At 69.8% G+C, this 14,144-nt stretch carries 13 protein-coding genes and 1 pseudogene; 7 read left to right on the forward strand and 7 right to left on the reverse strand.

The genetic code is table 11. From position 1 onward, the window contains the following. From ABDW35_RS18740 to ABDW35_RS18750, 3 genes and pseudogenes are all read right to left on the reverse strand, one after another. Window positions 1-446, reverse strand: a pseudogene (locus tag ABDW35_RS18740) (hypothetical protein); the annotation flags it as partial. Then, a complete protein-coding gene (locus tag ABDW35_RS18745; protein ID WP_343715401.1) occupies window positions 443-1,354 on the reverse strand; it encodes a sugar ABC transporter permease in 912 nt (303 codons plus the stop codon). The pseudogene ABDW35_RS18740 and the gene ABDW35_RS18745, both read right to left, overlap by 4 nt. A 22-nt stretch (window positions 1,355-1,376) precedes the next feature. Further along, window positions 1,377-2,732, reverse strand: a complete 1,356-nt coding sequence (locus ABDW35_RS18750) for an extracellular solute-binding protein (RefSeq protein WP_343715402.1) — start codon at window positions 2,730-2,732, stop codon at window positions 1,377-1,379. A gap of 219 nt (window positions 2,733-2,951) precedes the next feature. Here ABDW35_RS18750 and ABDW35_RS18755 point away from each other — a divergent pair, with 219 nt between their 5' ends. Further along, on the forward strand, window positions 2,952-3,710 hold the full coding sequence (locus ABDW35_RS18755) for a sugar phosphate isomerase/epimerase (protein ID WP_343715403.1): 759 nt from the start codon (window positions 2,952-2,954) through the stop codon (window positions 3,708-3,710). A 77-nt stretch (window positions 3,711-3,787) separates the two neighbouring features. Here ABDW35_RS18755 and ABDW35_RS18760 read toward each other — a convergent pair whose 3' ends face one another. The 3 genes from ABDW35_RS18760 to ABDW35_RS18770 all read right to left on the reverse strand — a co-directional run bounded on the left by ABDW35_RS18760 (window position 3,788) and on the right by ABDW35_RS18770 (window position 6,841). Next, a complete protein-coding gene (locus tag ABDW35_RS18760) occupies window positions 3,788-4,213 on the reverse strand; it encodes an OmpA family protein (protein ID WP_343715404.1) in 426 nt (141 codons plus the stop codon). An 87-nt stretch (window positions 4,214-4,300) separates the two neighbouring features. Next, a complete protein-coding gene (locus ABDW35_RS18765; RefSeq protein ID WP_343715405.1) occupies window positions 4,301-5,623 on the reverse strand; it encodes an LLM class flavin-dependent oxidoreductase in 1,323 nt (440 codons plus the stop codon). A gap of 168 nt (window positions 5,624-5,791) precedes the next feature. Beyond that, on the reverse strand, window positions 5,792-6,841 hold the full coding sequence (locus ABDW35_RS18770) for an excisionase family DNA-binding protein (RefSeq protein ID WP_343715406.1): 1,050 nt from the start codon (window positions 6,839-6,841) through the stop codon (window positions 5,792-5,794). A gap of 231 nt (window positions 6,842-7,072) precedes the next feature. On the opposite strand from ABDW35_RS18770, the gene ABDW35_RS18775 reads away from it, so the two are divergent. The 6 genes from ABDW35_RS18775 to ABDW35_RS18800 all read left to right on the forward strand — a co-directional run bounded on the left by ABDW35_RS18775 (window position 7,073) and on the right by ABDW35_RS18800 (window position 13,264). After that, entirely contained in the window at window positions 7,073-8,716 is a 1,644-nt protein-coding gene (locus ABDW35_RS18775; protein ID WP_343715407.1) for an FAD-dependent oxidoreductase, read from the forward strand. Between the two features lie 151 nt (window positions 8,717-8,867). Next, window positions 8,868-9,374, forward strand: a complete 507-nt coding sequence (locus ABDW35_RS18780) for a helix-turn-helix domain-containing protein (protein ID WP_343715408.1) — start codon at window positions 8,868-8,870, stop codon at window positions 9,372-9,374. Beyond that, on the forward strand, window positions 9,371-10,486 hold the full coding sequence (locus ABDW35_RS18785; protein WP_343715409.1) for an HlyD family secretion protein: 1,116 nt from the start codon (window positions 9,371-9,373) through the stop codon (window positions 10,484-10,486). Before ABDW35_RS18780 ends, ABDW35_RS18785 begins: the two co-directional genes overlap by 4 nt. Continuing rightward, window positions 10,483-12,066: a DHA2 family efflux MFS transporter permease subunit gene (locus ABDW35_RS18790; protein WP_343715410.1), complete on the forward strand. Its 1,584-nt coding sequence runs from the start codon at window positions 10,483-10,485 to the stop codon at window positions 12,064-12,066. Before ABDW35_RS18785 ends, ABDW35_RS18790 begins: the two co-directional genes overlap by 4 nt. 51 nt (window positions 12,067-12,117) lie before the next feature. Next, the gene (locus ABDW35_RS18795; protein ID WP_343715411.1) at window positions 12,118-12,804 is read left to right on the forward strand and encodes a hypothetical protein; all 687 of its coding nucleotides are present in this window, start codon (window positions 12,118-12,120) and stop codon (window positions 12,802-12,804) included. A gap of 88 nt (window positions 12,805-12,892) precedes the next feature. After that, entirely contained in the window at window positions 12,893-13,264 is a 372-nt protein-coding gene (locus ABDW35_RS18800) for a hypothetical protein (protein WP_343715412.1), read from the forward strand. A 14-nt stretch (window positions 13,265-13,278) separates the two neighbouring features. Here the strand turns inward: ABDW35_RS18800 and ABDW35_RS18805 are convergent. Then, window positions 13,279-14,144 (reverse strand): MFS transporter (locus tag ABDW35_RS18805; RefSeq protein WP_343715413.1); only part of this gene is annotated, 866 nt, incomplete at its 5' end.

Genomic DNA, 14,144 nt, shown 5'->3' on the forward strand with positions numbered 1-14,144 from the left:
GAGTTCACCAGCCCGATCTTCGACAGCATCAGGAACAGCGGCACTGACAGCGCCGTCTGCGGGATCATCACCGCGCCCAGCACCAGGGCGAAGAACAGCGTCTTGCCCCGGAACTGGTACTTGGCGAAGGCATAGCCGGCGCAGGTGGCCAGGAGAGCGGCGCCGAGGCCGGAGATCGCGGCATAGAGGAAGGTGTTCAAGAGCCAGCGGGCGAAGGCGCCGTCCTGGTAGGTGAACAGGCCCTGCAGGTTTTCCCACAGGTGGAAGTCGCCGGCGAACCACAGGCCGAAGGTGCCGAACAGGTCGGCGTTGCTCTTGGTGGCCGAGACGATGACGTAGAGCAGCGGGATGAAGGTGTAGACGAAATAGACGCCCAGCACCGCGGTCAGCAGCCAGCGCTGGCGCCGGAAGGCGGCGGAGCGGACGGTGCGCGCGGCGATCGTCACCGGCGCCCCCTGCGGTTGGTCAGCAGCATGAAGCCGTAGGACGCCACCGCCACCACCGCGCCGAGCAGGAAGGAGATCGCGGCCGAGTAGTTGTACTGCTGCGACGTGAAGGCCAAGGTGTAGGCGTAGTAGTTCGGCGTGTAGTGGCTGTTGATCAGACTCGGCGCCAGGTTGCGGATCAGGTACGGCTCGGTGAACAGCTGCAGCGTGCCGATGATCGAGAAGATCACGGTGACGATGATGGTGGGCACGATCAGCGGCAGCTTGATCCGCAGCGAATGCTGCAAGGCCGTGGCGCCGTCGATCGCCGACGCCTCCTCCAGGTCCCGCGGGATCGACTGCAGGGCGGCATAGTAGATGATCATGTTGTAGCCCATGTACTCCCACACCGCGATGTTGGCGAGCGAGGGCAGCAGGCCGCCATTGGACAGGAAGTCGATCTTGCCGAAGCCCATGGCCTCGGACATCTGGCTGAACGGGCCGAAAGCCGGGCCGTAGAGATAGCCCCACAGCAGCGCCGCGATCACGCCGGGCACGGCATAGGGGATGAAGAAGGCGACGCGGAAGAAGCTGCGGGCCAGGGCCATGCCGCTGTCCAGGATCAATGCGAACACCAGCGCCAGCCCCAGCATCACCGGGATCTGCATGAAGCCGAACTGGAACAGCAGGCCGACGCCGTCCCAGAAGTTCTTGTCGTGGATGGCGCGGACGTAGTTGTCGAGCCCGACGAAGCGGGCGCCGCCGACCAGCGTCTCGCGGAACAGGCTCATCTGGAAGGCGTAGAGCAGCGGCGCGACCAGGAATCCCGCGAACAGCAGCAGGAACGGCGCCAGGAAGACATAGGGCGCCAGCTTGCGGCCGATCAGGATCCGGGCGTGGGCCTGGGCACCGGCGGGCGCCGCCGTCACGGCGCGCCCGCCGGCCCCGAGCTCAGAGGACGGTGAAGCCCTGATCGTTGGCATAGGCCACGACGGTGTCCTGCACCCGGTCGAAGGCCTGGGCCAGGGTGCCGTTGCCGGCAATGGCGGAGGCCATCTCGTCCTGCAGCTGCTGGTTCACATAGTCCTGGAACGGCGCGAACTCGAAGCTCGGGTCGACCTGGTTCTCCGAGACCGCGAAGATCTCGTTGACCTTCTGGCCGCCGTAGAAGTCGTAGCCGTGGCCCATCAGCTCCTTGTCGTTGATTAGGTCCTTCAGCACCGGGAACAGGAACTGCTTGGTGTTCCACAGCTTCGAGGCTTCCGGATCGGCGCCCATGAACTGGCAGAACAGCGCCGCCTCCTTCGGGTGCTGCGACGCGGTGAAGGCCGCGAAGGTCGATCCGCCCCAGTTCGAGGTGATCTTCCCGCCCTTCTGCCATTGCGGCATCGGCGCCGCCCGCCATTGGCCGAAGCTCTTCTTCATCGACTGCTGCATCAGCACCGGCGCCCAGGCCGCGGTGACCCAGGAGGCATAGGTGCCGGCGTCGAGCCCGGCGAACCATTCGGTGGTCCACATCGGCTTGACGTCGACCGCCTTGGCGTCGATCAGCTTCTGCCAATAGGCCGCCCATTTCTTGGCGATGTCGTCGTTGATCGCGATCTTCAGGCTGGTGCCGTCGAGGTGGAAGGGCCGCCAGCCGGCCTGCCACAGCACGGCGCAGACCCAGCCGGCGTCGGAGGCGCCGAAATCGCACATGAAGGTGCCGGGCGCCTTCTCCTTCAGCTTGATCGCCTGCTCGGCGTATTCGTCCCAGGTCTCGGGCACCGACAGGCCATTCTTGTCGAACACGTCGGCGCGGTACAAGAGGCCCATCGGCCCGCTGTCCCAGGGCACGGCGTAGATCTTGCCGCCGTCGGTCACCGACTTCCAGGTCCAGTCGATGAATTTCGGCCCGACCTCGCCGACGCCCTGCGGCGCCAGGTCGGCCAGCACGCCCAGCTGCTTGAAGCTGGCGATCGAGTTGAACTCCATCTGCGCCACGTCCGGCAGGCCGCTGCCGGCCTTGATCGCGTTGCGCAGCTTGACGTAATGCGGCGGGCCCTGGCCGACATTCTCCAGCTTGACCGAGATGCCGGGGTATTTCTTCTGGAACAGGTCGACCTGGGTCTGGGTGTCGGGCGTCCAAGCCCAGAACAGCAGTTCGACCTTGTCCTGCGCCCGCGCCATGGCCGGCAGCCCGGCCACGGCGGGCGCCACCAGCGCGCCGGCCGTGCCCTGCAGGAAGCGGCGCCGGCCGATCGTCGGCGCCGCGTCCAGCGACGGTCCCATGGCGAAACCCGGTTTGGTCCCGGTCGTCTCCGACATTTCGTTTCCTCCCTGGGGTGTTCGTCTCTGATCTCGCAAGGCGAGTCGGCGATTCCTTGCAACAATCAGAACATGGGAAGCCGCTCCGCTGTCAATGCGGCTCGGGACGGGGCGGCGGTTTGTCCAGAATGGCGGACATGGCCAACCCGATCCGGCTGGCCGGGCAGGGGGCGCCGTGCCTAACCTGTCCGCCGATGTCCCCGAAGCCGGACGGCCGCGATGCTCCCGATCTCCTTCCAGCTCTACTCCGCCCGGTTCTTCCCGCCGCTGGAGGCCCAGCTCGACTGGCTGGCGCAATGCGGCTACGATGCGGTGGAGCCCTGGCTGCCGGCCTATGAGGCCGATGTGCAGACGTTCCGTCGGCAGATCGACGCGGCTGGTTTGACGTGCTCCGGCTTCCACATGCCGCTGGCCGGACTGGTGAACGAGCCGCAGCGCTTCTTCGACTATGCCCATGCCATGGGCGCCGACACGCTGATCCCGCCCTACCTGACGCCGGCGGAGCGCAGCATCACCGCCGATGGCTGGCGCCGCGTCGGCGAACAGCTGGCGGAGGGGGCGGCGAAGGCGAAGGCCGAGGGCCTCAAGGTCGCCTGGCACAATCACGATTTCGAGTACCGGCGGCTGGAGGACGGCAACCGGCCGATCGACCTGCTGCTGGAAGCGGCGGGGCCGGGCGTCGATTTCGAGATCGATATCGGCTGGGTCACCCGTGGCTGGGCCGACCCGGCGCAGGAGCTGGCGCGCTACGCCGACCGCATCACCGCGATCCAGCTGAAGGACACGGCCCGCGCCGGCACCGCCGCCGACGAGGGCTGGACCGCCACCGGCGACGGCATCATCGACTGGCCGTCGCTGGCCCCACTGTTCGGCCGGACCCGTGCCGCGGTGCTGGTGGTCGAGCACGACAACCCGTCCGACTGGAAGACCTTCGCGGCCCGGTCGATCGCCTATATCCGGAAGCTGGTGGCGGAGTAGGGGGGCGATCGAGCCGGCTCGACGATCAAACCTCGTCGGGAGGCTGGGATACGCCGGGCACTCCGCTAATAGCGTTGTCAGCGGATGATGATTTCCGCGTTGCGATTGGTTGGGGCCGGAACGTTGTCGTCAGTCGGGACGAGTTGATCGTCTTCGCCCGCCGCCTTCACAGTGATGATGCGCCGGTTGACGCCTTCAGACTCCATCAGTCGCCGGACGGCCAGCGCACGACGCCGGGAAAGCTCCTGGTTTTGATCCTTGGGGCCTACTCTATCGGCATGGCCTGTGATCACCACCAGGGCTGCGTGATATTTGACCGCGTCGGTTGCGGCGTCCGTGACGACCTTTACGGATTCCTTGTCCAGTTTGGCGCTGCCGGGCTGGAATCCGACAATGTAGGACCTGGCATTGTCGCCATGAACATAGTCAATGATCCCTTCGGGCCCCGGCTGGGCACATCCGGCAAGCGCGAGCGCCATACCGATCGCCATCGGCAATCGCATGATGGTCCCCCCTTCGTCCAAGCCTCCAATGATACGGCTTCGGGCGCCGAACGAACAGCGAGCCTGGATTCAGCCGGATAGCAGGCCCTAGAAGAACCTATTCCCCGGCCGCGGCAATCCCAGATGGTCGCGCAGCGTCGTGCCCTCGTACTCGGTGCGGAAGATGCCGCGGCGCTGCAGCTCCGGCACCACCCGGTCGACGAAATCGTCGAGGCCGCCGGGCAGGTACGGGAACATGACGTTGAACCCGTCCGAGCCTTCGCCGTCCAGCCAGGCCTGCATCTCGTCGGCGATCGTCTGCGGCGTGCCGACGAAGGCCAGGCCGGCATAGCCGCCCAGGCGCTGGGCCAGCTGGCGCACGGTCAGCCCCTCGCGCTCCGCCAGCTCCAGCACCCGCTCGCGGCCGGTCTTGCTGGCATTGGTCTCCGGGATCGGCGGCAGCTTCGCGTCCGGGTCGAAGCCGGAGGCGTCGGTGCCCAGCGCGATCGACAGCGAGGCGATGGCGCTCTCGTAATGCACCAGGCTGTCCAGCTTCGCGCGCTTGGCCTTGGCCTCCTCCACCGTGTCGCCGACCACGACGAAGGCGCCGGGCAGGATCTTCAGATGGTTCCGGTCGCGGCCGGCCTTCTCCGCCCGCGCCTTCACATCGGCATAGAAGCGCTGGCCGACGGCGAGGGTGGAGCCGGAGGCGAACACCACCTCCGCCGTCTCCGCCGCCAGCTGCCGCCCGGCGTCGGAGGCGCCGGCCTGCACGATCACCGGCCAGCCCTGCGGCGGCCGGGCGATGTTCAGCGGCCCGCGCACCGACAGGTGCGGCCCCTTGTGGTTGAGCACATGCAGCTTCGCCGGGTCGAAATAGAGGCCGCTCTCGACATCGCGGATGAAGGCCTCGTCGGCCCAGCTGTCCCACAGCCCGGTGACGACGTCGTAGAACTCGCGGGCGCGGCCGTAGCGCTCGTCATGCTCCATATGCTCCTCGAGCCCGAAATTCAGCGCCGCGTCCGGGTTCGAGGTGGTGACGATGTTCCAGCCGGCGCGGCCGCCGCTGAGATGGTCCAGCGAGGCGAAGCGCCGGGCGATATGGTAGGGCGCGTCGAAGGTGGTCGAGGCGGTGGCGACCAGCCCGATCCGCTCGGTGGCGCCGGCCAGGGCCGACAGCAGGGTGAAGGGCTCGAACGACGTCACCGTGTGGCTGCGCTTCAGCGCCTCAACCGGCATGTTCAGCACGGCCAGGTGGTCGGCCATGAAGAAGGCGTCGAACTTGCCGCGCTCCAGCGTCTGGGCGGCGCGCTTGAGCAGGGGGAAGTTGAAGTTGGCGTCCGGCGTGGCGCCGGGATAGCGCCAGGCGCCGGTGTGGATGCTGGCCGGGCGCATGAAGGCGCCGAGATGCAGCTGGCGGTCGCGACTCAAAGGTCACCTCTCGCCCGATGGGGGCGGGTTGCGGGCATGGTCTCGGCGGCGTGACGCCATTCTCGCCGGGATCGGCCGGGCTGCGCAACGGGGTGCGTCGACCTGGGGCGAAGCTAGGGCGGCGGATGCCCGGGACGGATGCGGCTGTCCGGCCGACCGCCGACCCGGCTAGCGCCCGGCGGCCCGGCCGTGCCGGCGGTTCAGGGCATCCAGGGCCCGCCGCTGCACCTCGGCCGAGGCCAGGGCGGCGAGGGTTAGCAGGCAGCGCCGCTGCTCCTCGTCCAGGATCCGCGGCACATGGTCGATGACGCAGAGCGACCCCAGGGCGAAGCCGTCGGCGTCGACCACCGGGGCTCCGGCATAGAAACGGAAGGCGGGCCCGCCGGCGACCGCCGGATTCGCCCTGAACTCCGGGTCCAGGGCCAGGTTCTCGACGGTGAACACCCCCTTCTGCAGGATGGTGCGGTTGCAGAAGGCCCAGCTGCGCGGCGTCTCGGCCATGTCCAGCCCCTGCCGCGACTTGAAGACCTGGCGGGTCGGGGTCAGCAGCGTCAGCAGGGCGACCGGCGCGTTCAGGCAGCGGCCGGCCAGCCAGGTCAGCCGGTCGAAGGCCTCCTCCGACGGGGATTGCGCCAGCCCGGACCGGTCGAGCGCCGCCAGGCGCTGGTTCTCGTTCGCCGCCAACGGCCATGGCGGGGCGGGATCGCCGGTGCCGGGGGGCGGCGGGGCGTGGTCGCGCAGCAGGCCCCGCACCGCGTCCGGCAGCTGCTGCAGCGATGCCAGGCCGTCGCTGCCCACCGCCAGGAGGCGGATACCGGCCAAAGCGGGGTTGGCCGCCAGGCTGCGCAGCAGGGCCGCCCGCCCCGGATCGCCATCCTCGAGATCGACCACCACCGCGGCCGGCCGGCGGGCGCCGATGGCGACGGCGGCAGCGTGGACGTCGTCATGGCCGTCGGCCAGGCATTCCCCGACGCTGCGCAGGGCCTCCTCGTACCCGGCCAGCCGGCCGGGCGCCGCCACCACGACCACCAGGGCGGAGGAGGCGGCCGGATCGGAGCCGGCGACCAGGGCCTCGACATCCGCGCGGTACACCCGGCGGTGGCCGCCCGGGGTCTTCCACGAGGTCAGCGACCCGCCCTCGATCAGCAGCTGGGCCGTGCGGACGGAGATGCCCAGCAACTTCGCCGCCTGCGCGGTGGTCAGGATGTCGTTCGCCATGCTTGTCCCAGCCACTCCATCGGCCGCGCTTGTCCAGTCGCCGGCTCTCCCGGCCCCGGGCTGCCTTCACAACTGGACGTGCCAGATCAGGTTCGCCAGCCCGGATCGTATTGCGATCGTAACCATCTTAGCCTCCGAGAATCGATAGATTCAATTTAATTGATAGATTTAATAGAAAGTCGCCGCGTCCTGTCGGACCGGGCCGGCCTCATCGATACGGAAGGACGCTCAGTGGAAGACACCGCGCTTTTCAAACCCGGCGCCGAGGCGGCCGAGCACGCCGCCGCGGTCGCCGCCAACCAGCACCGGCTGACCACGGCCCTGAAGCCCGGCTACGATTTCATCGTCTGCGGCTCGGGCTCCTCCGGCTCCGTCGTGGCCCGCCGCCTGGCGGAGGACGGGCGGGCCTCCGTGCTGCTGTTGGAGGCCGGCGGCACCGACGAGGTCGACAGCGTGCGGCAGGCCGGGCAATGGCCCGCCAATCTCGGCACCGAGCGGGACTGGGGCTTCGAGGCCGAGGCCAATCCCGCCCTCAACGGGCGCCGGCTGCCGCTCTCCATGGGCCGGGTGCTGGGCGGCGGCTCCAGCATCAACGTCATGGTCTGGGCCCGCGGCCACCGAAACGACTGGGAGCATTTCGCCGAAGCCGCGGGCGATCCGGGCTGGGGCTACGAGGCGGTGCTGGACATCTACCGCCGGATCGAGGACTGGCAGGGGACGCCGGACCCGCTGCGGCGGGGCAAGGGCGGCCTGGTCCATGTCGAGCCGGCGCGCGACCCCCATCCGGTTGCCTTGGCGATGCTGGAAGGCGCCCGGTCGGCGGGCATCCCGACCTATGACGACCAGAACGGCACGCTGATGGAAAGCGATGGCGGCGCGGCCATCGCCAATGTCCGGATCCGCGACGGCCGCCGCCTGTCGGTGTTCCGGACCTATGCCTATCCGCTGATGGACCGGCCCAACCTCACGGTGCTCACCGGCGCGCTGGTCACCCGCATCCTGTTCGACGGCCGGCGAGCGGCCGCGGTCGAGATCCTGCACGAGGGGCAGATCCGGCGCATCACTGCGGGCCGCGAGATCGTCCTGTCCCTCGGCGCGATCAACACGCCGAAGGTGCTGATGCAGTCGGGCGTTGGCGATGCGGACGACCTGGTCCCGGCCGGCATCGAGGTGGTGCAGCACCTGCCGGGTGTCGGCCGGAATTTCCAGGACCACCTGTTCGTGCCCTGCGTCTGGGAAGCCCGCGAGCCGATCGTGCCCCGGAACAATGCGGCGGAGGCGACCTTCTTCTGGAAGAGCGACCCGGCGCTCGACACGCCGGACCTGCAGCCCTTCCAGCTCGAGGCCCCCTTCACCACGGCGGAGACCGCCCATTACGAGCCGCCGGCCGGGTCCTGGTCGATGCTGGCCGGCATCGTCCGGCCCCGCAGCCAGGGGCGGCTGCGCCTGACCGGGCCGAACCCGGCCGATCCTCTGGCGATCGAGGCGAACACCCTGTCCGACCCGGCCGACATGAAGGCGCTGGTCCGCTCGATCGAGCTGTGCCGCGACATCGGCAACTCAGCCGCCCTGCGGCCCTTCGTCCGGCGCGAGGTGATGCCCGGCGGCCTGGGTGGCAGCGATCTCAAGGCCTTCGTGCGCGACGGGGCGGCGACCTACTGGCACCAGACCGGCACCGCCCGGATGGGACGGGACGGCCTGTCCGTCGTCGACGGCCGGCTGCGCGTCCATGGCGTGGAGGGGCTGCGCGTCGCCGACGGGTCGATCATGCCGCGGGTGACCACCGGCAACACCATGGCGCCCTGTGTGGTGATCGGCGAGAAGGCGGCGGCGTTCATCCTGCAGGATGCGGGCGGCCTTCCGGCCACCGGCTAGGGCTCCACGAGCCGCATCAAAGAGCATTGTTCCAGCCAGCGGCCGGGCCTTGTGCCCGGCCGCATCCGTTTCGATTTTTCGAAGTCACTTGCATATTGATAGTAACAAGCATATATGACGATCGTCATTCAATAAAGGCGCAGGCATCGCCATGCAGCGCAAGAGCCTCGGCAACCCCCAGTGCCCCGTCGGCCGCAGCCTGAACCGCGTCGGCGAGTGGTGGAGCATCGAGATCCTGCGGGAGGCCTATTACGGCGCGACCCGCTTCGACGAGTTCCAGAAGGCCCTGGGCATCGCACCGAGCATGCTGACCCGGCGGCTGAACAGCCTGGTCGAGGCCGGGCTGCTGGAGCGGCGGCGCTACAGCGAGAAGCCGCCGCGCGACGAATACGTCCTGACCGAGAGCGGCCGCGACTTCCGGGCCGTGGTCTGGTCGCTGATCGTATGGGGCAACCGCCATTTCGCGCCGGAAGGCGCCAGCATCCAGCTGGTCGACCGCGAGACCGGCGCCGTCGCCGACCCGGTGCTGTTCGACCGCAACAGCGGCCGGATCATGACCCCGCGCGAGTTCCGGCCCGGCGCGGGCCCCGCCGCCGATGAGCGCACCCAGCGCCGGCTGGCCCGCGCCACTTTCATATCCCCGGAGGCCACGCCGTGAACGCCATCGTCCTCGACCGCGACCGCGACACCTCGACCCCGGTCCAGACGCCCGTGGCGCGGAAGCCGCGGCTGACGAAGAAGCGCCTGGCCCTGACCGGCGCGGCCCTGGCCATCCTCCTGGGCGGCGGCTGGTACGGCTATGACTGGTGGACGGTCGGCCGCTTCTTCGAGAGCACCGACGATGCTTATGTCGGCGGCAACATCACCGTGATCGCGCCCAAGGTCGCCGGCTTCATCGCCACCCTGGCGGTGACCGACAACCAGCCGGTGCATGCCGGCGACCTGTTGGTGAAGCTGGACGACCGCGACTACCGCGCGGCGCTGGCCAAGGCCGAGGCCGCGGTGGCGCAGCAGAATGCCACCCTGGCCAATCTCGACGCGTCCTACCGGCTGCAGCAGGCGGTGATCGCCCAGGCCCAGGCCGGCATCGCCGCCGCCGACGCCGAGGTCGTGCGCACACGTGACGACCAGGCGCGCTACCAGCAGCTCTCGGCCCGATCCTGGGCCTCGGTCCAGACCTTCCAGAAGGCGGATGCCGACTACAAGCAGGCGGTGGCGGACGGCCAGAAGGCCGAGGCCGCGCTGCAGGCGGCGCAGCGCCAGCTCGACGTCATCGACACCCAGAAGCAGCAGGCCCGCGCGGCGCTGGCGGCGGCCGAGGCCGACCGTGACACGGCGCAACTGAACCTCGGCGACACTGAGATCCGGGCGCCGATCGACGGCACCATCGGCAACCGCGCCGCGCAGGAAGGGGCCTATGCCACCGTCGGGTCGCAGCTGCTGTCGGTCGTGCCGGCCACCGGCCTGTGGGTCGACGCCAACTTCAAGGAGACGCAGCTGGCGCAGATGCGCGCCGGCCAGGCGGCGACGGTGACGGCCGACGTGCTGCCGGGCGAGGTGTTCCACGGCCATGTCGCCAGCCTGGCGCCGGCCACCGGCGCCCAGTTCAGCGTGCTGCCGCCGGAGAACGCGACCGGCAACTTCACCAAGATCGTGCAGCGCGTGCCGGTGCGCATCCTGCTCGACGGCGACGCCTCGACCTTGGGCCGGCTGCGGCCGGGCCTGTCGGTGACGGCCGATGTCGACCAGCGGGAAGGCGCCTCGAAATGAGCGCCGCCGCGGCCCCCACCGGCGTCGCCGGGCTGACCGAGGGGCAGAAGATCTTCGCCTTCGCCGTGATGTGCGTCGGCTTCTTCATCGCGCTGCTCGACATCCAGATCGTCTCGGCCTCGCTGCGCGACATCGGCGGCGGCCTGTCGGCCGGCGTCGACGAGACCGCCTGGGTGCAGACCAGCTACCTGATCGCCGAGATCATTGTCATCCCGCTCTCCGGCTGGCTGTCGCGGGTGATGTCGACGCGCTGGCTGTTCAGCGTCTCGGCCGCCGGCTTCACCTTGACCAGCCTGCTCTGCGGCTGGTCCTGGGACATCAACAGCATGATCGCCTTCCGGGCGCTGCAGGGCTTCCTCGGCGGCTCGATGATCCCGACCGTGTTCACCGCCGCCTTCGCCTTCTTCCAGGGGCCGAAGGTGGTGGTCGCCGCCGCCACCATTGGCGCGCTGTCGTCGCTGGCCCCGACGCTGGGGCCGACCATCGGCGGCTGGATCACCGACAACTACTCCTGGCACTGGCTGTTCTTCGTCAACCTGATCCCGGGCGTGTTCATCACCATCGTCGTGCCGATCCTGGTCAAGATCGACAAGCCGGACTGGTCGCTGCTGCGCGGCGCCGACTATCCCGGCATGGTGCTGATGGCGCTGTTCCTCGGCTGCCTCGAATACACGCTGGAGGAGGGGCCGCGCTGGGACTGGTTCGGCGACGACACCATCCGCGCCACCGCCTGGATCGCGGGCATCAGTGGCGTGCTCTTCGTCTGGCGCAGCCTGACCTTCGAGCGGCCGGTGGTCGATCTGCGGGCGCTGAAGAGCCGCAACTTCGCGCTCGGCTGCTTCTTCTCCTTCGTCACCGGCATCGGCCTGTTCTCCACCATCTACCTGACGCCGCAATTCCTCGGCCGGGTGCGCGACTTCAGCGCCTACGACATCGGCCTGACGGTGTTCTCCACCGGCGTGTTCCAGATCATGGCGATCCCGGTCTACGCCTGGTGCGCCAGGCGCTTCGACCTGCGCTGGCTGATGATGTTCGGCCTGGCCTGCTTCGCCTTCTCGCTGTGGAACTTCACCCCGATCACCCATGACTGGGGCTGGCGCGAATTCCTGCTGCCGCAGGCCTTCCGCGGCTTCTCCCAGCAATTCGCGGTGGCGCCGGCGGTGACGCTGACCCTGGGCGGGCTGGCGCCGGACCGGCTGAAATTCGCCTCCGGCCTGTTCAACCTGATGCGCAATCTGGGCGGCGCCATCGGCATCGCCGGCTGCGCCACCATCCTGAACGACCGCACCAACCTGCACTTTCTGCGGCTGGCGGAGCATCTGACCCCGTCCAACCCGGCGATGACCGAGCTGGTGCAGAAGGTCACCGCGGCGCAGACCATGGCGCTCGGCGGCGACGCCCAGCGCGGCCATGCGGCGGCGCTGCAGCAGCTCTGGGCCCTGACCATGCGCGAGGCGCAGACCCTGACCTATGCCGATGCCTTCCTGGTGCTGTGCGCCTGCCTGACCGTGGCGGCGCTGATGGTGCCGCTGATGCGCAAGGTGGCGCCGCGCCAAGCCCCGTCGGCGGACGCGCATTGATCCGTCCGGCGGCCGCGGCCAAGATCCGCGACCGATCAGGAAGGACGGCCGATGTGGGTTCATGTGGACAGCGCCGCGTTCGGGGACAGCGTGCTCGACCTCTATGAGCGCGGCGGCCTCTACATGATCCGGGTCGATGGCTGGGAGCTGATGAACGGCGAGTACCACGAGTCGGAGGACCGGCTTGGCGAGCTCGCCGCCCGCCTGGCCCGCCGGCCGGATCCCGCCATCCTCGTCGGCGGCCTCGGCCTCGGCTACACCCTGGCCAGCCTGGTCCGGCATCTCGGCGGGGCCGGGCGGGTCACGGTGGCCGAGCTGTCCGAGGCGGTGATCCGCTGGTTCGGGCGGCACACCCGGCCGCCGTCGCTCGCCGACCATCCGGCCGAGATCCGGCACGGCGACGTCCTGGCCGTGGCGGCCGAGGGGCCGGCCTATGACGTCATCCTGCTCGACGTCGACAACGGGCCGCAGCCGCTCTCCGCCGCCGGCAATGCGGCGCTCTACGGGACGGACGGCCTCGGCACGCTGCGCCGGGCGCTGGCGCCCGACGGGATCCTGATGGTCTGGTCGGCCTTCGAGGATCCGGACTTCGTGGACCGGGCCCGGTCGATCGGCTTCTCCTCCGCCCGGCTGCCGGTGTTCCGCCCGGGCCGGGCGGAGCCGTTCCACCTCGTCTACGTCCTGTCGGCCGTGCCGTTCCGGCAGGACGAGCTGGACCGGCACGGGCTGCAGATCTAGGCGGGGATGGCGGCCGACCCGCTGGACCGGCCAGCCCCCGGCGTGTACACGCTGGACGACCGTCTTGCCCGCCGGCCGGAGAGCCCTGTTGCCTTTTCCGAAATCGCTGACCGTCGCCGCCGCCCTCCTGCTCCTCGCCGCCTGTGCCGAGCCGCAGACGGCGGAGAGCGTTTCCGCGGCCGCGCGGGAGAATTTCGGCAAGCGGATCGCGCCCTACCAGGACCACCCGCTGGCGGAGATGGTCGCCGATCTCGGCCAGCCCGACCGCGACACCCCGACCTCGGAGGGCGGCCGCAAGCTGGTGTGGGAGCGGCACGACAGCAAGACCATCCAGGACAAGGTCCTGCCGCTGGTCTGCACCGTCACGGCGTTGACCAACAGCCAGGACGTGGTGTTCTTCGTCCTGGCCGGCGGCAACACGCTCTACTGCTCCGAAGTCTTCGGCGCCAACCCGGCCTGACCTCTGCGGCGGTCTCAGCTGGGCTGTGCCGCCCGCCGCCGGGCCAGCACCATCAGCGCCCCCAGCGCGGTGACGGCCAGCAGCGCCGCCGCCACCAACGATACGCCTTGATAGGTCGACGTGAAGGCCGCCCGCGCCGCCGTCGCCACCGTGCCGGCCTCCGGCGCCGCCAGCGCGTCGGCCGCCAGCAGCGCCTCGCCGATCGACCGCCGCGCCGCCGGCACCGCCGTCTCCAGCAGCGGCGGCAACGCCAGCAGGCGCTGGTACAGCACCGCCATCAGGCTGCCGAACAGGGCGACGCCGAGGCCGCCGCCCAGCTCATACGCCACCTCCTCGACCGCGGCGACGGCGCCGGCCTGATGCGCCGGGGCGCTGTTCATCACCGTGGTCGATGCCGCGGTCATCGCCGCGCCCACCCCGGCGCCGATGGCGATGAAGCCGGCGATCTCGGCGGCCGAGACCTCGCCCGCCGGCAGCAGGGCGATGGCGACGAAGCCGGCGGCGGACAGGGCCAGGGCTCCCGCCAGCGCGGCGCGGAAGCCGATACGGTGGATCAGCATGCCGGCCAGCGGCGAGGCCAGGAACGACGCCAGCGGCACCGGCGCCAGCCGCAGCCCGGCCTGCAGCGGCGACAGGTCCAGCACCAGTTGCAATTGCTGGCTCAGCAGCAGCTCGAAGCCGACGATGATGATCATCGCCACCATGGCGCCGGCCAGGGCGATGGCAATGGCCGGGTTGCGGAACAGCGACAGGACGATCATCGGCGTCGGGGCGCGGGCCTGGCGGCGCAGGAAGGCGGTCACCAGCGCGGCGCCGGCCAGGCCGATCGCGGCGGCCAGCCAGGGGTTCGCCCCGGCATGGGTGGTCTGCTTGACGGCAT

Source organism: Inquilinus sp. (assembly GCF_039594555.1).
Lineage (GTDB): Bacteria > Pseudomonadota > Alphaproteobacteria > DSM-16000 > Inquilinaceae > Inquilinus.